This is a genomic window from Gramella sp. Hel_I_59 (assembly GCF_006714895.1).
Taxonomy (GTDB): domain Bacteria; phylum Bacteroidota; class Bacteroidia; order Flavobacteriales; family Flavobacteriaceae; genus Christiangramia.
Genome location: NZ_VFME01000001.1, coordinates 2135407 through 2152016 on the forward strand (window position 1 = coordinate 2135407; position 16610 = coordinate 2152016).

General features: G+C 39.0%; 19 protein-coding genes. 12 read left to right on the plus strand and 7 right to left on the minus strand.

Going from position 1 to position 16610, the window contains the following annotated elements; genetic code table 11:
- The first annotated feature begins 1 nt into the window (after position 1).
- The 8 genes from JM79_RS09680 to JM79_RS09715 all read left to right on the plus strand — a co-directional run bounded on the left by JM79_RS09680 (position 2) and on the right by JM79_RS09715 (position 7636).
- On the plus strand, positions 2 to 1240 hold the full coding sequence (locus tag JM79_RS09680) for a nucleoside permease (protein ID WP_141877952.1): 1239 nt from the start codon (positions 2 to 4) through the stop codon (positions 1238 to 1240).
- Between the two features lie 7 nt (positions 1241 to 1247).
- On the plus strand, positions 1248 to 2390 hold the full coding sequence (locus JM79_RS09685; protein WP_221625457.1) for a Gfo/Idh/MocA family oxidoreductase: 1143 nt from the start codon (positions 1248 to 1250) through the stop codon (positions 2388 to 2390).
- A gap of 4 nt (positions 2391 to 2394) precedes the next feature.
- Positions 2395 to 3447 carry a sugar phosphate isomerase/epimerase gene (locus tag JM79_RS09690; protein WP_141879223.1) on the plus strand — a complete coding sequence of 351 codons (1053 nt, stop codon included), beginning with the start codon at positions 2395 to 2397 and terminating at the stop codon, positions 3445 to 3447.
- A gap of 10 nt (positions 3448 to 3457) precedes the next feature.
- Positions 3458 to 4222 (plus strand): DUF1080 domain-containing protein, encoded by a 765-nt coding sequence (locus JM79_RS09695; RefSeq protein WP_141877954.1) that lies wholly within the window; start codon positions 3458 to 3460, stop codon positions 4220 to 4222.
- Positions 4223 to 4302: 80 nt separating this feature from the next.
- Positions 4303 to 5514 (plus strand): bifunctional alpha/beta hydrolase/OsmC family protein, encoded by a 1212-nt coding sequence (locus JM79_RS09700; protein ID WP_141877955.1) that lies wholly within the window; start codon positions 4303 to 4305, stop codon positions 5512 to 5514.
- A 102-nt stretch (positions 5515 to 5616) separates the two neighbouring features.
- Entirely contained in the window at positions 5617 to 6210 is a 594-nt protein-coding gene (locus tag JM79_RS09705) for a superoxide dismutase family protein (protein WP_141877956.1), read from the plus strand.
- An 89-nt stretch (positions 6211 to 6299) separates the two neighbouring features.
- On the plus strand, positions 6300 to 6830 hold the full coding sequence (locus JM79_RS09710) for a sigma-70 family RNA polymerase sigma factor (RefSeq protein ID WP_141877957.1): 531 nt from the start codon (positions 6300 to 6302) through the stop codon (positions 6828 to 6830).
- 2 nt (positions 6831 to 6832) lie between these two features.
- Entirely contained in the window at positions 6833 to 7636 is an 804-nt protein-coding gene (locus JM79_RS09715) for an anti-sigma factor (RefSeq protein ID WP_141877958.1), read from the plus strand.
- 312 nt (positions 7637 to 7948) lie between these two features.
- Here JM79_RS09715 and JM79_RS09720 read toward each other — a convergent pair whose 3' ends face one another.
- From JM79_RS09720 to JM79_RS09730, 3 genes are read right to left on the minus strand one after another with little or no spacing between them, the layout of a single operon-like run.
- Entirely contained in the window at positions 7949 to 8704 is a 756-nt protein-coding gene (locus JM79_RS09720; protein WP_260443414.1) for a LytTR family DNA-binding domain-containing protein, read from the minus strand.
- 9 nt (positions 8705 to 8713) lie between these two features.
- Positions 8714 to 9028, minus strand: coding sequence for a 2TM domain-containing protein (locus JM79_RS09725; RefSeq protein WP_141877959.1), 315 nt, complete (start codon positions 9026 to 9028; stop codon positions 8714 to 8716).
- On the minus strand, positions 9028 to 10353 hold the full coding sequence (locus JM79_RS09730) for a 2TM domain-containing protein (protein ID WP_141877960.1): 1326 nt from the start codon (positions 10351 to 10353) through the stop codon (positions 9028 to 9030). The genes JM79_RS09725 and JM79_RS09730 overlap by 1 nt, the downstream gene beginning before the upstream one ends.
- A 174-nt stretch (positions 10354 to 10527) precedes the next feature.
- On the opposite strand from JM79_RS09730, the gene JM79_RS09735 reads away from it, so the two are divergent.
- Positions 10528 to 10962 (plus strand): hemerythrin domain-containing protein, encoded by a 435-nt coding sequence (locus JM79_RS09735; RefSeq protein WP_141877961.1) that lies wholly within the window; start codon positions 10528 to 10530, stop codon positions 10960 to 10962.
- A 34-nt stretch (positions 10963 to 10996) separates the two neighbouring features.
- On the opposite strand, the gene JM79_RS09740 is transcribed toward JM79_RS09735, so the two are convergent.
- A complete protein-coding gene (locus JM79_RS09740) occupies positions 10997 to 12304 on the minus strand; it encodes an NAD(P)/FAD-dependent oxidoreductase (RefSeq protein WP_141877962.1) in 1308 nt (435 codons plus the stop codon).
- A gap of 125 nt (positions 12305 to 12429) precedes the next feature.
- Between JM79_RS09740 and JM79_RS09745 the strand changes: the two genes are divergently transcribed.
- Together JM79_RS09745 and JM79_RS09750 are read left to right on the plus strand one after the other, a co-directional pair.
- Entirely contained in the window at positions 12430 to 12924 is a 495-nt protein-coding gene (locus tag JM79_RS09745; RefSeq protein WP_141877963.1) for a sigma-70 family RNA polymerase sigma factor, read from the plus strand.
- A 6-nt stretch (positions 12925 to 12930) separates the two neighbouring features.
- The gene (locus tag JM79_RS09750) at positions 12931 to 13566 is read left to right on the plus strand and encodes a hypothetical protein (protein ID WP_141877964.1); all 636 of its coding nucleotides are present in this window, start codon (positions 12931 to 12933) and stop codon (positions 13564 to 13566) included.
- A gap of 34 nt (positions 13567 to 13600) precedes the next feature.
- Here JM79_RS09750 and JM79_RS09755 read toward each other — a convergent pair whose 3' ends face one another.
- Together JM79_RS09755 and JM79_RS09760 are read right to left on the minus strand one after the other, a co-directional pair.
- A complete protein-coding gene (locus tag JM79_RS09755; RefSeq protein ID WP_141877965.1) occupies positions 13601 to 14404 on the minus strand; it encodes a lysophospholipid acyltransferase family protein in 804 nt (267 codons plus the stop codon).
- 73 nt (positions 14405 to 14477) lie between these two features.
- Positions 14478 to 15116 (minus strand): CoA pyrophosphatase, encoded by a 639-nt coding sequence (locus JM79_RS09760; protein ID WP_141877966.1) that lies wholly within the window; start codon positions 15114 to 15116, stop codon positions 14478 to 14480.
- On the opposite strand from JM79_RS09760, the gene JM79_RS09765 reads away from it, so the two are divergent.
- Positions 15115 to 15888: a peptidylprolyl isomerase gene (locus JM79_RS09765; protein WP_141877967.1), complete on the plus strand. Its 774-nt coding sequence runs from the start codon at positions 15115 to 15117 to the stop codon at positions 15886 to 15888. The genes JM79_RS09760 and JM79_RS09765 overlap by 2 nt on opposite strands.
- Here the strand turns inward: JM79_RS09765 and JM79_RS09770 are convergent, their stop codons facing one another.
- Positions 15889 to 16602, minus strand: a complete 714-nt coding sequence (locus JM79_RS09770) for an RDD family protein (RefSeq protein WP_141877968.1) — start codon at positions 16600 to 16602, stop codon at positions 15889 to 15891. It abuts the gene before it with no gap.
- Positions 16603 to 16610 lie beyond the last annotated feature (8 nt).

Consider the following 16610-nt stretch of genomic DNA (forward strand, 5'->3'; position numbering starts at 1 on the left):
TATGAGCAAATTAGTCCGCTTCCAATTATCCTTAATGATGTTCTTAGAATTCTTCATTTGGGGTGGCTGGTTCGTAACACTGGGAACCTATCTCGGTTACAATTTAGATGCAACAGACGTTCAGATCTCAACCGCTTTTTCTACACAATCCTGGGGAGCTATCATCGCACCTTTTATTGTAGGAATGATCGCCGACAGGTTTTTTAATGCTGAAAAGATCCTTGGAATTTTACATCTTACAGGTGCAATTTTGATGTACTTTATGTATCAAAGCACAGATTTTGCTGAATTCTATCCGTTAGTACTTGCTTACATGATCGCCTATATGCCAACCCTGGCTCTTGTCAATTCGGTAAGCTTTAACCAGATGAAAGATCCTGCAAAAGAATTTTCATTTATTCGCGTTTTCGGGACAATTGGATGGATCATAGCCGGACTGGTGATCAGTTATATTTTCTTCTGGGATTCTCCGGAATCAAGACAGGAAGGAATGCTGAAAAACACCTTTATAATGGTAAGTATTGCTTCAGCATTTTTAGGAATTTTCAGCTTTACGCTTCCTAAAACTCCACCATCAGCAGATAAATCTAAAAAAGTAAGTATAGTAGAAACACTAGGTCTGGATGCGCTGGGATTACTGAAAGACAGAAACTTTCTAATGTTCTTCCTGGCATCTGTACTTATTTGTATTCCGCTGGCTTTTTATTATCAAAATACAAATCCATTCCTTTCTGAAGTTGGAGTAGAAAACCCAACCGGTTTAATGACTATAGGACAGGCTTCTGAGGTTTTGTTCCTATTACTACTACCCTTCTTCTTTAAAAGATTTGGTTTTAAATTGACAATTATCGCTGGAATGCTGGCCTGGACCTTACGTTACCTGCTATTCGCTTATGGAAATTCCGGAGAGTTAATATTTATGCTTATTACTGGAATCGCCTTACACGGGATCTGCTATGATTTCTTCTTCGTTTCTGGACAGATCTATACAGATTTTAAAGCCGGCTCAAAGTATAAAAGTTCTGCACAGGGATTAATCACTCTCGCCACCTATGGCGTGGGAATGCTGATAGGTTTCTATGTCGCTGGTTTGATCACCAATGCGTACGTTACCGGAGACAAGATGCACGAATGGGAAACTATTTGGGTATATCCGGCGGCATTTGCATTTGGAGTCCTGCTCCTTTTTGCCTTATTTTTCAGGAACGAAAAGATCGACAAAAAAGATATTGAAATTTAAACAATGAATTATGAGTAAGATCAAACTCGGAATATTAGGCGGCGGTGAAGAATCTCTAATAGGAATTCTGCACAGAGTCGCGGCAAATATGTTCGACCAGTTTGAAATTGTAGGTGGTGTATTTGATACCAATCATCAAAAAAGTCTTGATTTTGGTAAGAAACTTCAGCTTGATCCATCAAGAGTCTATCGTGATCTAGATCATCTTGTAGATGAAGAAGCAAAGCTTTCAGAAGAAGATAGAATGCAGGTGGTTTCGGTACTCACTCCTAATTTTCTTCATTTTCCAATGGCAAAACAGTTGCTTGAGAATGGATATAATGTGATTTGCGAAAAGCCATTGACCACCACTTTCGAAGAAGCGAATATTCTAAATCAACTTCAGAAAAAAAACAACAAGATTTTCGCGGTAACTTACACCTACACTGGATATCCTATGATCAGGCAGATGAAGACCATGATCGCAAATGGTGAAATAGGTGAAATTCAGAAAGTAGATGTACAATACTATCAGGGCTGGATCAATCCGTTAATTCATGATAAGGAGAAACGTGCGTCCACATGGAGACTCGACCCGGAAAAGTCTGGAATTAGCTGTTGTATTGGTGATATTGGAACGCATGCTTTCAATATGGCGGAGTATGTTACCGGAATGCAGGTAAAAAATATCCTGTCAGATCTTAATTATCTGTATGAAGATAATCCTATGGATATTGACGGCACCGTTCTTTTACGCTTTTCTGAAAAGATCAAAGGGGTACTACGAGCAAGTCAGATCGCTACAGGTGAAGAAAATAATTTTTCAGTCAAGATATATGGAGATAAAGGCGGTTTAAAATGGGAACAGGAAAACCCGAATTATCTTTATTTATTGAAAGAGGATCAACCACTGCAAGTCCTTAAACCAGGTCATGCTTATAACAGCGACTTCGCCCTTGAGGGAACTAAACTTCCTGCAGGACATCCTGAAGGGATTTTTGATTCTATGGGGAATATCTATTATGGAGTAGCGCAGGCAATAAAAGATAACAGCAAATTTGAAGGTTCATATCCCAAATTGCACGATGGCTATAGAGGAATGCATTTTATAGAACAAACAGTAGCTTCCCACAAACAAGGTAATGTTTGGGTAAGCATGGAAGAAGAATAATATGATGAAGACAATAAAAGGACCGGCAGTTTTTCTGGCTCAGTTTATGGATGATCATGCGCCTTTCAATTCCCTGGAAGGTTTGTGCAAATGGGCTTCAAACTTAGGCTATAAAGGAATTCAGATCCCAACCTGGGAGACTAGGCTTATAGATCTTAAAAAGGCTGCAGAAAGTAAAACGTATTGCGATGAACTTGCTGGAACCGTAGGTTCTTACGGACTTGAGATCACCGAACTAAGCACACACCTGCAGGGACAGCTAGTTGCTGTACATCCTGCTTACGACCTAATGTTCGATAATTTTGCTCCAGATGATTATAAAAATAATCCGAAAGCAAGAACTGAATGGGCGGTCGATCAATTAAAATATGCGGCTAAGGCCAGTAGAAATTTAGGAAATGATGTTCATGGCACCTTTAGTGGCGCTTTGTTATGGCATACTTTTCACCCCTGGCCTCAGCGACCTGAAGGACTTGTGGAAATGGGTTTTAAAGAACTTGCAAACAGATGGATGCCAATCCTGAACACTTTTGATGAACAGGGAGTTGACGTTTGTTATGAGATACATCCAGGAGAAGATCTGCATGATGGAGTGACCTTTGAACGTTTTCTTGAGGCTACCAATAATCACAAACGAGTGAATATTCTTTATGACCCAAGCCATTTCGTATTACAGCAATTGGATTACCTGGAGTACATCGATCACTATCATGAATTCATAAAAATGTTCCATGTCAAAGATGCCGAATTCAAACCTACGGGCAAAAAAGGAATGTTTGGTGGCTATGGGGACTGGAAAGACCGCGCTGGTAGATATAGACATCCCGGCGACGGTCAGGTAGATTTTAAAAATGCTTTTTCTAAGCTTACTGAATACGGTTGTAACGTGTGGGCAGTGTTGGAATGGGAATGCTGTATCAAAAGCCCTGAACAGGGTGCCAGAGAAGGTGCACCATTTATTCAGAAGCATATTATTGAAGCAACTCAAAAGCGTTTTGATGATTTTGCAGGTTCAGAAATCGATGAAAATAAACTCAAGAATATTTTAGGAATTTAAACACTCAACAATGAAAAGATTAGCAATTATAGGCTGTTCAATATTAGCGCTTACTGCGTGTAAGAACGAAAATAAAGAAACCGAAGCTGAGAATATGGACACTCAGGAGTCGGTTGCCATGCAGGAAGAAGAGCAGGAATGGCAGGAACTATTTAATGGTGAAGATCTTCAGGGTTGGAAAGCATATAATAAAGATAGTATCTCCTCCCAGTGGAAAGTTGAAGATGGTGTGATCGCCTTTGCTCCTTCAGCTGAAGAAAGAGAATCTTCTGAAAATCTTATTACTGAAGATGAATTCGAAAACTTTGAAATGAGTTTTGAATGGAAAATTTCCGAAGGTGGAAATAGCGGGGTGATGTGGGCAGTTCAGGAAGAGGAACAATATGCTGAGCCTTATTTAACCGGACCAGAAATTCAGGTACTGGACAATCAAAAGCACCCAGATGCTAAAAATGGTCCAAACCGAACTGCAGGAGCTCTATATGATATGGTTCCTCCAAGTGAAGATGCCACCAAACCTGCCGGGGAATGGAACAAAGAGACAATCTATATCAATCACGAAGAGAATAAAGGTTGGGTAGAACTAAATGGAACTCGTGTTACTGAATTTCCTGTACATGGTGAAGAATGGGAAGAAATGGTGAAGAATTCGAAGTTTGGTGAATGGGAAGGCTTCGGAACAAATCGTAGCGGCCATATTGCCTTACAGGATCATGATGACAAGGTTTGGTATCGTAACATAAAGATCAAGGAATTATCAAATTCTGCTAAATAATAATTAAAGCTGCTTGATGCAGCTTTTTTTATACCCCATACTCTACAAAATAAAGTATCTTAAAAAAATAAAATTGATACATGAATAAGAAGGATATAAGCTTTATAAATGCAGACGGCAAAGAACTGAAGGGAGTTCTTGAATTACCACTTAATGAAACCCCTACAAACTTCGCGATCTTTGCCCATTGTTTTACCTGTAATAAAAATTTTCACGCTCCCACAAACATTAGCCGGACGCTGGCATCACATGGCTACGGTGTGCTAAGATTCGATTTTACGGGCCTGGGAGATAGTGAAGGAGATTTTGAAGACACCAACTTTTCAGGAAATGTAGAAGATCTTATTTCTGCAGCTAAGTACCTGGAGGAAAATTACCATGCGCCAAGCATCATGATTGGTCATTCACTGGGAGGAGCGGCAGCCTTATTTGCCTCGAAACAGCTGGAAAGTATTCGTTGTATGGTTACCATTAATGCACCTTCCAATCTTACCCACGTAAAATCTCACTTTAAATCCAATATGAAGGAGATCGAAGAACAGGGTTATGCCGAAGTAAATATTGGCGGTAGAGAATTCAGGATCAAACAGCAATTTGTAAAGGACCTGGATGATAATGAGGATGCAACAGCGCTACAGGAGATTAGAAAAGCTTTGCTAATATTACATTCTCCACAAGATAATATTGTATCCATAGATCATGCTGAAGATTTGTATAGATCTGCGTGGCATCCAAAAAGCTTCGTTAGCCTTGACGGAGCAGACCATATGCTGAGTGATAAAAGTGACTCATTATATACAGGAAACCTGATCGCTACCTGGGCTGCACGTTATATAGATTCGGAAGAAAAGGAAGAGCTAAGTACAGATCATGAGGTGGTCGCAAATCTTGGTGAACATGGCTATACTACCCAGATTAGAACAGGCAATCATAGTTTTATAGCAGATGAACCTGCCAAAGTTGGTGGTGCAGATCTTGGTCCTACTCCTTACGAGTTAGTATCCGCGGGACTTGCCGCCTGTACTTCCATGACCATTCAAATGTATGCGCGCCGGAAGAACTGGAGTATTCAGAATGTAGAAACACATGTTAGTTATTCGAAAAAGCATGCTGATGACTGTGAAAATTGTGAAGATGCCGGTGCTAAAATTGATACATTCGAAAGAGAGATCTCGATCAAAGGTGATCTTGATGAAAAGCAACTGGAACGTGCGCTGCAGATCGCAGATAAATGCCCGGTCCATAAAACCTTATCCACTACCGGTAAAATAAATTCCAAATTGCGTGATTAAACGGGTATGGTTCTATTGTTAAGCTCTCCTTAAACTTTTGGCTGCACATGACATTAGGACTAATTTAGACCTGTAAACCGAATTTTAACCAATCGATACAGTATGAAACGTATTAGTTTATCTCTAGTTCTTTGCGCCGGATTAGTTTTCACAGGATGTAAGAACGACAAGAAAGAAAAAGAAATGGATGACCAGAATGAGACCGAAATGTCTTCTGAAATGGACAGCCAGAAAAATGATGAAAAGAAGAAAGCAAAAGTTACTTTGCAATCTGTCAGCAATTCAGATCTTAATGGTAATGTAGTATTTACCCAGGAAGATGGTGAAGTTTCTATGACTGCAATTATTAGTGGTCTTGCTGAAGGAACTCACGCTATTCACATTCACGAAAAAGGAGACTGTTCTGCAGCAGATGGAAAATCTGCCGGTGGACACTGGAACCCAACTGGTGAAGACCATGGAAAATGGGGTGATTCAGAAGGTTTCCACAAAGGTGATATAGGAAACTTCGAAGTTGACGAGAATGGAAATGGAACCGTTAATCTTACAACCGATGAGTGGTGTCTTGATTGTGGTGACAAGAATAAAGATCTTGCTGGAAAAGCAGTAATCGTTCATGATGGTGTAGATGATTACACATCTCAACCTTCAGGAGCAGCCGGAACCAGAGTTGGTTGCGGAGTTATTGAAATGTAATAAGCATTAAATATTATTTGAAAGCGGCTAAATAGCCGCTTTTTTTATACCATATTATGAACTATATTTATTTTTTCTAAACATTATTTATGCAGCAGGACGGTTTAATCCATGAACTTCAGAATGGTAATCAAAGAGCTTTCGAAAGAATCTATGAGCTTTATTCTGAAAGTGTTTACGGTATTATATTCAGTATAGTGAACGATCAGGATATTGCAGAGGAAATATTACAGGATGTCTTTTTAAAGATCTGGAATAACGCTTCATCATACAATTCAAGCAAAGGCAGGTTTTTTACCTGGATCTTAAATATCGCCCGAAATGCTTCTATAGATCAGCTTCGCTCCAAGAGACACAAGAACAGCCAGAAAAACCTGACAGCAGATAATTTCGTAGATATTCTGGAAAGCAAGTCTAACTTTTCTGCTCAGGCAGATGCAATTGGGATTCAGAAATATATTGATGTTTTAAAGCCCGTTTGTAAGAAATTGATAGACCTGCTGTTCTTTAAAGGATTTACACAGAAGGAAACAGCAGAAGAGCTGGATATGCCACTGGGCACGGTTAAAACCCGTAACAGAGCATGTATTAATTCCCTTCGGAATATGTTAGCTGAATAAGAATGGAAATCAAAGAATACATAGAATCAGGAATTTTAGAGCTTTATGTTTATGGAGCTTTAACCGAAACTGAAAGCAGGGAAGTATCTGCAGTACTCAAGAAACATCCTGAAGTCGAAAAGGAAGTTGAAGAGATTGAGGCAGCATTGCTTAAACTTTCGGCAGCGACAGCTCCTTACAATCCAGAAGCCTTGCTAGCCAGTATAAAAACCAAGCTCTCTGGAAAAGGTGATCGTGAAGTGGTTACTATGGAAACTGAAAGTAGAACACCATGGGTATCTTACATTGGATGGGCAGCCAGCATCTTATTACTAGTTGGTTTATTCTTCCTGTTTGAAGATAACAATGATCTAAGAGAGCAACTAAATTCTGAAAAAGTACGCAGCGCCAGAATGGAACAGCAAATTGTTGATATTCGTGAAGACGCAGAAAAAAGCGAAGATCTTTTGGCTATACTCCGAAGCAAGAACATTTCCAGGGTAAGCCTAAAAGGTCAGAACGTAGCTCCTGAAGCATATGCAGCGGTTTACTGGAACCAAGAAGATAATAAAGCATACATTGATGCAAAGGAATTACCTGAACCTCCTAGAGGTAAGGTCTACCAGGTATGGTCTCTAAAAATGGATCCTTTAACACCAACGAGTATAGGTCTTCTGGATTCTTACGAAGTAGACGACAACAAAATATTCGAGCTTGAGAATGCAAACCAGTCTGAAGCATTCGGTATAACACTGGAGCCTGAAGGTGGTAGTGAATCACCAACCATGGAACAACTCTATGTACTTGGTGCAGTATCTGCTCCCTAACAAATAAAACAACTCCAATAGATTTTAAGAACCCTGCGTTATAACGCAGGGTTTTGTTTTTCTAGATCAATAAAAACAAATTACACCTTATATAAATTAATAAGCCCCAAGCGAATGCGTGGGGCTTACTTTGTAAACGTTAGAAGGATTTCCGAGGGTCCTCACTCCTAACATCTAACCAACCAAAAAAATCAAAAACTCAAATCGACATAATTCGACCAAAAATTATTCAAACAAACCGAGTTTATATATCAAGATATACGGAAGCTTCTTCCTTGCGGTTTTCAAATAATCAACTTTAACATTTCAACATCAATTGTTTAGCCATGATTTAAAGTCTTTAACTCGTTCCCGGCTTACTATGATCTGGAATTCAGTAAAGTTTTCGATCTTCACTTCAAGTCTTGAATTGGAATAGGTTAGTATGTCTTTGATCGCTTTGATATTAAGGATACATTTTCGATTCACCCGGTAAAACCTTTCAGGATCTAATTCATCCTCCAGTTGTTCCAGAGGAATATCAACCGGATAATTTCTCCCGGAATAACAATGTATATAGGTTGCTTTGTTTTCAGAATAAAAGCAGGCGATATCGCTGGCTTCAACCAGTTTTAAATGCTGGCCAACCTGAGCTGTAAATCGGGATTTATAAGTTTTCAAAGAAGATTGTCCGGTAAGCATGCTTCTAATTTCCTGGAGATCTAGTCCTTCCTTCTTTCTCGTACTTTCAAATTTTGTGATTGCTGCTTCCAGTTCCTCGTCGTCAATTGGCTTCAGCAGGTAATCGATACTATTTAATTTGAAGGCTTTCAAAGCATATTCATCGTAGGCCGTCGTGAAGATAATGGCACTTTTCGGAGAAACCTGTTCAAAGATCTCAAAGGAGAGTCCGTCGCTTAACTGGATGTCCAGAAATATAAGCTCAGGATCCGGATTATTCTGGAACCACTTAACAGCATCACTAACCGAATGTAGCATCACTTCCGTAGTCATTCCCAAATTAGTCAACATTCTCTGCAAGCGTCGTGCGGCAGGTTTTTCGTCTTCAATAATTACTACTTTCGTCACAGTCCAGGTTTATTTCCAAAGTTGCTTTTTATCTTTTTCCATGATCTCTTTGATCTTACGCTCTTCCCATGATTTTCCGAAGATAAAATTTGGTCCGAAAACGCTCGCCCAATGAGCGAATAAACCTATCCCCCAAAAGAATAGTGTAGAATAGTTCTGCCACCTGGTAAGTCCCTCTTCTAAACCTGTCTGGCGTGTACTTACCACAAAAATGGCTATGTTCACGAATACATACACGATAAGGTGGACGTAAAAACCTTTAATATCTTTGATCCTTTTCTGTGCCTGCCTGTAGCGCATATCTTTTCTATAATCGATTTCCATTAGTTCCAGCTTTTATTCTGTTGTTGATCCTTTTTCATTAATTCCCTGATCTTACGCTCTTCCCAGTCAGATCCATAGCCAAATACTGAAAAACCGTGAATGGTCAATCCAATTCCCCATCCAAATAATGGAAACCAGAACCACTGGAAACCCCAGTAGGTAAAATAATTTATAAATATTAGAAAAGGGATTACAACGCAGTAAGATATAAGGTTTCCATAAAATTCCTTGATCTCCTTTACTCTCTGTTTTGCCTTGAAATACGCATTTTGTTCGTTGATAGTGGTCGAATCCATAATTGATATTTGTTTAGTTAGTATTGGAAGTTTCACCTTGAAGTGATCTTCATTTTGTTCGATTAATACTTTTCGTTCGGTCACTACATCATAGCGGTTCACGATATTCTGAAGCCCTACGCCTTTTCGATCGCCCAGAACTTCTTTTTTCTGAAAGTTGTTCTGTACAATTAGGTAGCCGTTTTCTTCAGTAATTTTAATATGTAGAGGCCTGCTGTCACTTACCACGTTATGTTTGATGGTATTCTCTAGTAGCAGCTGTAATGATAATGGGACAACTTTTGCTTCTTCTGAAGATAATTGCTCAGGAAATTCAAAGAAGATACTGTCTTCAAAACGCATTTCTAGCAATTTCATATAGGTCCTGGCAAATTTCAGTTCTTCTGAAAGTGGCACCAGATCTTTATCCTTCTGTTCCAGCACATATCGGTAGACTTTCGAAAGTGAGGTAGTAAAACGTTGTGCCTGGTATGGGTTTTCATCTATTAGGGAAGCAAGCACATTCAGACTATTAAAGAGAAAATGTGGATCTAATTGATTCTTTAATGCATCAAATTTAGCTGAAGCTGTTCCTGCTATGATCTTTTGCTCCTTTACTCTCTTCTCCTGAAGTGCTTTATAAAAATAGATAAGATGAAAAACGAGGGTAACAATGGTGGTGAATAGTAGCGGAAAGAAATAATAGCTCAGACTTTCATTCTCGAGAAACTCCGGTATTGGCTGTTTTCCAAAAACTGTTTTATCAATTAGTCTGCATAGAAAATATCCCAGTAAGGTCAATATAATCGAACCGGAAGAAGCTATAAAAGCCCTTTTGAGTCCGGCGTCTTTCCAACCTACCTTTTTATTAAAGTAATAGAAGTAAAGTATATTAATTGAAGTAAGAACAAATGAATAGAAGAAATACGTGGCCAGGTTCTCCCAGTCGGCAAGTGCTATAAAGTTAAATCCATTAAATGTAGCATCCAGTAGAGCAATGACTAAACTCACAATAACACTGATCTTTAATATTTTTAATAAGTTCTTCATTTGTGTAATTCTATGTCAAAGATGTACTCTTTCTGTCTTTTCCTGAAAGTTTTGTAACTGAACTGTCATTTCTTCTAGCTGAACTGTTAGTTGCATACCCAATGTATTCGGTAAATTAGAAAATCTTTAACATAAAAATGAATATCTTGGAAACAAATCATAAAATTCAAACACATGACAATTTTTGAAGCATTAAGACAGGAGCACGAAATACAGCGTGACCTGATCGACAAGCTTATAAAAACCGAAGGAAAAACTGAAGAAAGAAAAAAGATCTTTGAAGATCTTAAACATGAATTAAAAATTCATGAGGATGCTGAAGAGCGCCATTTTTATATTCCGCTAATGGAAAAGGACATGACCCAGGAAAAGGCAAGACATAGTGTTGCAGAGCATCACGAGATGGATGAACTAGTGGAACAACTTGAAGATACCGAGATGGATGCTTCCAATTGGCTGAAGATCGCCAAAGATCTGGAACATCAATTGATCCACCATCTTGATGAAGAAGAGCAGGAAGTTTTTCAGTTAGCAGGTAAAGTACTTACCGATAATCAAAAAACTTCGTTAGCTTCAGATTATAATAAGGAAATTAAGGAAAGAAGATAAATTAAAAAAAGGCCGTCATACGACGGCCTTTTTTTTATGCTTTATCCTTATCCATAGACATTCGTTCTTCATGACCTTTAAAAGGTCTTATGATCAATCTCGCAGCCTTGTCAAAATTCACGTAATTATATAGCCAGTTAAAGAAAGTAACGGCTCGGTTACGGAAACCTACCAGAAACCAAAGGTGCACGAACATCCAGACGAACCAGGCAAAGAAGCCTGAAAATTTCCATTTATGCAGGTCTACTACTGCCCTGTTTCTACCAACAGTAGCCATAGTTCCCTTATCAAAATAATCAAAAGCTTCCAGAGGCTCTCCTTTGATTAATCTTTTTATGTTTTTAGCTAGATGTTTCCCTTGCTGTATAGCAGGTTGAGCCACCATAGGATGACCTCTCGGGAAGTCTTCGGTTGCCATTAAAGCAATATCACCAATGGCGAAGATATTCTCATAACCATTGATCTGGTTAAAGGCATTAACCTCGTAACGGTTCGCTTTTTCGACCATGGCTGAAGCATTCAAACCTTCTACAGGTGCTCCTGTCACTCCGGCAGACCAGATAAAAGTTTCCGTCTTAAGAGCCAGTTCAGTATTGGTTGTTACCAAATGACCGTCATAGTTTTCAACCATCGTATTCAGGTGTACTTTCACACCAAGTTCTTCCAGCATTTCCTGAGCCTTTTCAGAAGCATGTTCACTCATAGGAGGTAATACGCGTCCCATTCCTTCCAGAAGATGAATGTTCATTTCGTTTGGATCCAGATCAGGATAATCTTTGGGAACTATATGATTTCGAAGTTCTGCAATCGCACCGCTAAGCTCTACACCTGTAGGTCCTGCTCCGGCAAGCACAAAATTCAGTAATGATTTACGTTTTTCAGGATCATCTGTGATGGTAGCCTGCTCAAGATTTTCCAGGATAAGACTACGGATATTCAGGGCCTGCGGTACAGTTTTCATCCACATCCCATGTTCTTCAATACTATCATTTCCGAAGAAATTAGTTTTTGAACCTGTCGCGATGACCAGATAATCGTAGATAATATCACCAATACTTGTATGAACGGTATTTTTTTCCGCAGAAATTGATTTTACCTCCGTAAGTCTGAAAAAACAGCGATCACTGGAACGCGTAATTTTTCTTAATGGATAAGCAATCGAATCTGGTTCCAGTCCCGAAGTGGAAACCTGGTAAAGCAATGGCTGAAAGGTGTGATAATTATGGCGATCTAACAAGACCATTTGCACGTCTTGCTTCAATAAATTTCTTGCCAGTGCCAGCCCGGCGAAGCCACCGCCAACTACTACAACTCTAGGTAAATCAGACTTTGGAATAATCATTTTCGGTTGGTTTTATTCAAATTTAAGATTCTTAGAAGCAAAGAAAGATGGATTAACTATAAATTAAAGATTTTTGTAACGCTACAGGCTTTTTATCTACCTATTAATGCTAACCAAGAAGATTCGTGAACAAAGACCTAGAACATCAGTTTGTAACAAACCTGGAGCAAAACCAGAACATTGCACACAAAATCTGCCGTATCTATACCAATGATCAGGAATCACATAATGATCTTTTTCAGGAAATTACGATACAGTTATGGAAAGCTTACCCCAAGTTCAGGGGAGATTCAAAGTTTAGTACCTGGATGTACAGGGTTGCTTTGAATACAGCGATCACGCTCTACCGAAAAAAGAAGAAAAGTATACGAACCCAGGATTATGATAGTGTACACTTTAAAATAAAAACCGAAGCTTATGATGATACTGCGGAACAACATTTGAAACTAATGTATGATGCCATCAAACAATTGAACGATATCGACAAGGCACTGGTCTTTCTTTATCTTGAAGATAAAAATTATGCCGAGATCTCTGAAACTCTTGGGATCACCGAAGTTAATGCACGTGTAAAAATGAATAGAGTGAAAACGAAATTACAAAACATTATAAATCCTTGATTGCGTATGGATAATTTAGATCTATTAAAAAAGGATTGGAAGAAGCAGGAGAAGTCTATTCCCCAGCTGTCTTACGACGAGATATATAAGCTTATCTGGAAGCGTTCTTCTTCGATCGTGAAATGGATATTCTTTATAAGTATTATCGAGTTTGGACTTGGAGCAGCATTGAATATATTTGTCACAGATGATGAATACTGGGCTAAACTGGAAAAATATAATCTTACATTATTCTCAATTATAACGTATGTGGTTTCTTACCTAATCACATTTTATTTTATCTATAAATTCTATAAAAATTACCGCGCGATTAATGCTACAGATAGTGCTGCAGTTTTAATGAAGACCATTTTAAAAGTTAGGAAAACCGTAAAATATTATATAGGCTTCATACTAATTTCCAGTGCTTTTGTTTTTATATTTTCCATTATAATCGTTTTTAGAACTCATGCAATGACCCCAGAAATTGCAGATCCAGATATGGCTTTCGATTGGAAGAATTGGGTACTATTTATTGGAGGGATTTTACTCCTACTTGCAGTCATACTCGGAGTGATCTGGTTGATCTACACGCTGGTGTACGGAATCCTGCTTCGAAGATTGCACCGAAATTACAAGGAATTGAAAAAGTTAGAAATGTAAATGTAAAAGCCGGAATCAATTCCGGCTTTTTTTATTAATATCCGAAACGTCTTTGTTCGTTCAGGTCTTCCATCGCCTGTATTTCTTCTGAAGGAATTACTTTCAGGAATGAAGGATGTTGTTCAATCGCATATTCCAGTTTCTTTACAATCTCTTCAATACTGTCATTCTCATAATCAAATTCCAGAGGTTCCTTAATCTGAAATGTTTGCAGTATCCCACGTTTTTTGATTCTAAGTCCTTTTTTATCAAATGATCTTCGGAAGCCATCGATCACAATCGGGATCACGATAGGTTTATGATTCTTAATGATATGAGCCGTTCCTTTACGGATAGGTTTAAAAGGTTTCGTCGTTCCCTGCGGAAATGTGATCACCCACCCATCATCGAGTGCCGTACCAATATTCTGAGTATCGTTGGGATTGACATCTCTTTTTACCTCCTGCCCTTTTGCTCTCCAGGTTCGTTCCACAGTGATCGCTCCGGCATAAGCCATAATTCTAGCGAGAAGTCCCGCTCGCATGGTTTCCTTAGCAGCTACATAATATATATTCATTTTGGGCTGCCAGATATACCCGACATTTTTAATGCTATCTACCCGCCCGCTTAAACTTGCGTTGAAGACATGGAACATTGCCGTAACATCTGCAAAATATGTTTGATGATTGGAAACAAAAAGCACGTTGGTATCTGGTAGATTCTTGATGATCTCAGAGCCTTCTATCTGCAATTCATTATATCCACGATAGCGTCGGTGAGTTAAAACACCGAAAATGCGAATAAGCCACTTCTTCAAGAACTGATAATGTCCAAACGGATTTTTCTTAAACAATCCCATGCTACTTATTTTTTCCTGTTGAAATTTTTAGATTTCCTTAACAAACCGGGCAAATATAGTAATATCTCTCAAATTAAATCTTTAGCAACATTTCTCGAACTTCGGCCAGGATCATTCCGGTGGCGCCCCATACTATTTTATCATTCAATTTATAGGCTGGCACTTCAATTTCAGTGGCATAAGAGGTACTCAGGGTTTCATTTATAAGATTATTATCGTTTAGGAATTCGCTTAAAAGCACCTCCATAATTTCTTCTACTTCAGATTCCTGCGGAATAAGTTCTGGAGTATGATCCAGCATTCCTATGAATGGATGAACCCAGAAATTGGAAGGCGGAATGTATAACCTGGACAATTTTGCGATCACTTCTACTGAATTTTGTGGAACTCCTACCTCTTCTTCAGTTTCTCTCAAGGCGGTATGTTCCATATTTCTGTCTTCTGGTTCTACCCGACCACCTGGAAATCCTACCTGGTTGGAGTGCACTCCCTTATAGGTTTTTCTAAGGATCAATACCATCCGGGTTTTTTGCTGCAGGTCTGGATAGAATAAAGCCATCACTCCTGCTTCCTGAGGATTTAGCTGCTCCATATCCAGCTCTTCCAATTCTTTTATTCTTATTATTGGAGCCAGTTTTCGATGCGCCTCCTCTCCCGGCAACGGCATTTTTTTTAACTTTGAAATCCTGTTTTTAAAATCTTTGAATTCCATGTTTAGAAAGTCTCTTTTACTAACAATTTTTTCAGTTCTCTTTTTCGCAAGTTGTGAAGATAAGCAAAGTTCCTCAGAAAAGTCGGCTAAACCTACTGCAGAAGAGCTTCAGCTTCAAAGAAAAAAAGACTCCACACAGCAGGCCAGAGATAGTATCTTGAAGGTTCGTAAAGCAGAAATTAAAAAAGCAAACACTAAAACCGAATTCGAGAAGAATGACATGTATCCTATCGCGCAGGAAGAATTGATGCCAGTCTTACGCAAGTATGGTAATGAGCATCCTGAAACTAGGATAAGGATCAAAACAAAATTCGGTAACATAGATGTTCAGTTATACCGCGATACTCCGTTGCATCGGGCAAACTTTATCATGCTTGCTAAAAATGACTATTTCGATAATACCTTTTTCCATAGGGTTGCACCGGGTTTCGTGATCCAAGGTGGTAATGCAGACAATCAGATCACCGCAGATAATCGTGGTGACGTGGGAGGTTATTTGATCCCAAGCGAGTACGAAGCAGGCCATCAACATAGCTACGGAGCATTTTCAGCAGCGAAATATGCCGAGCAGAACGTTAGCAAAGCCTCTTCCCCATTTGAGTTCTTTATCGTTATGAACAAAAATGGAACTCCGCATCTAAACAATGATCATACGGTTTTTGGTCGCGTAATAAGTGGTATGGATGTAGCTGAAAAGATTTCCCAGGTTGAAACCGGAGAATCTGAATGGCCTGTTAATAATATAGAAATGGATATTGAAGTTATGGAATAACTATCGACTGGTGTAGTAATTATAGTCCGTCACCACTCTATCGAGGAATTCCATAGGTCTTTCTTCAAATTTTACATCCAGTAATTCAGCTACTTTTTTACTCAGGTTCAGAATGATATGGTGATGCCCTTCAGCTTTAGCATTTTGGTACAAATTCTTTATCTCCTGCACATCTTTATCTGAAAGTACGGTGACCTGCGGATATTTAGGAGTATAATCTTCTGAAAAACTAGCACCCAGCGTATGCTCAATACCGAATTTCTTTTTTTCAGTAATAACCGTTGTACCCGCCGCAAGATCTCCCAGTCGCTGCCCTTTTCCAGTAAATAAGATTGTTACTACCGCAACACCACCACTACTTGCCGAGATATCAATCAATCGAAGCAACCAGCGGGTTAGATAATTAGAAAAGGTAGGACGACTACCATCCTTGCGTACCACGCGGATATCAAGAATCGCCTTTCCCGGAGTCTGCCCGTTCCAGAAAGTTTCCCATAATAAATAGTACAACATGGTGGGAAGCCCAAGAACTGTATAATACATCCACTGGTCTCCAGCTCCATTGGTCGCTCCTGCGATGAGCAGACCAGAAAGGATCATATAGATCACGATAATAGCGAGATCAATAAAAAAAGCAAGGATCCTCTCACCCACTCCCGCAATATTGTGCTGAATATTGATATTTTGGGCAGTTTCGATTTGAAAATTATCCATTAAATATG

Bases quoted from the DNA above. Each gene is read 5' to 3' on its own strand.
- JM79_RS09710 (WP_141877957.1), top strand. From the start codon at position 6,300: ATGCAGCAGGACGGTTTAATCCATGAACTTCAGAATGGTAATCAAAGA.
- JM79_RS09760 (WP_141877966.1), bottom strand. From the start codon at position 15,116: ATGGAATTCAAAGATTTTAAAAACAGGATTTCAAAGTTAAAAAAAATG.
- JM79_RS09740 (WP_141877962.1), bottom strand. From the start codon at position 12,304: ATGATTATTCCAAAGTCTGATTTACCTAGAGTTGTAGTAGTTGGCGGT.
- JM79_RS09695 (WP_141877954.1), top strand. From the start codon at position 3,458: ATGAAAAGATTAGCAATTATAGGCTGTTCAATATTAGCGCTTACTGCG.
- JM79_RS09715 (WP_141877958.1), top strand. From the start codon at position 6,833: ATGGAAATCAAAGAATACATAGAATCAGGAATTTTAGAGCTTTATGTT.
- JM79_RS09755 (WP_141877965.1), bottom strand. From the start codon at position 14,404: ATGGGATTGTTTAAGAAAAATCCGTTTGGACATTATCAGTTCTTGAAG.
- JM79_RS09700 (WP_141877955.1), top strand. From the start codon at position 4,303: ATGAATAAGAAGGATATAAGCTTTATAAATGCAGACGGCAAAGAACTG.
- JM79_RS09730 (WP_141877960.1), bottom strand. From the start codon at position 10,353: ATGAAGAACTTATTAAAAATATTAAAGATCAGTGTTATTGTGAGTTTA.
- JM79_RS09765 (WP_141877967.1), top strand. From the start codon at position 15,115: ATGTTTAGAAAGTCTCTTTTACTAACAATTTTTTCAGTTCTCTTTTTC.
- JM79_RS09690 (WP_141879223.1), top strand. From the start codon at position 2,395: ATGAAGACAATAAAAGGACCGGCAGTTTTTCTGGCTCAGTTTATGGAT.
- JM79_RS09680 (WP_141877952.1), top strand. From the start codon at position 2: ATGAGCAAATTAGTCCGCTTCCAATTATCCTTAATGATGTTCTTAGAA.
- JM79_RS09725 (WP_141877959.1), bottom strand. From the start codon at position 9,028: ATGGAAATCGATTATAGAAAAGATATGCGCTACAGGCAGGCACAGAAA.
- JM79_RS09735 (WP_141877961.1), top strand. From the start codon at position 10,528: ATGACAATTTTTGAAGCATTAAGACAGGAGCACGAAATACAGCGTGAC.
- JM79_RS09705 (WP_141877956.1), top strand. From the start codon at position 5,617: ATGAAACGTATTAGTTTATCTCTAGTTCTTTGCGCCGGATTAGTTTTC.
- JM79_RS09770 (WP_141877968.1), bottom strand. From the start codon at position 16,602: ATGGATAATTTTCAAATCGAAACTGCCCAAAATATCAATATTCAGCAC.
- JM79_RS09750 (WP_141877964.1), top strand. From the start codon at position 12,931: ATGGATAATTTAGATCTATTAAAAAAGGATTGGAAGAAGCAGGAGAAG.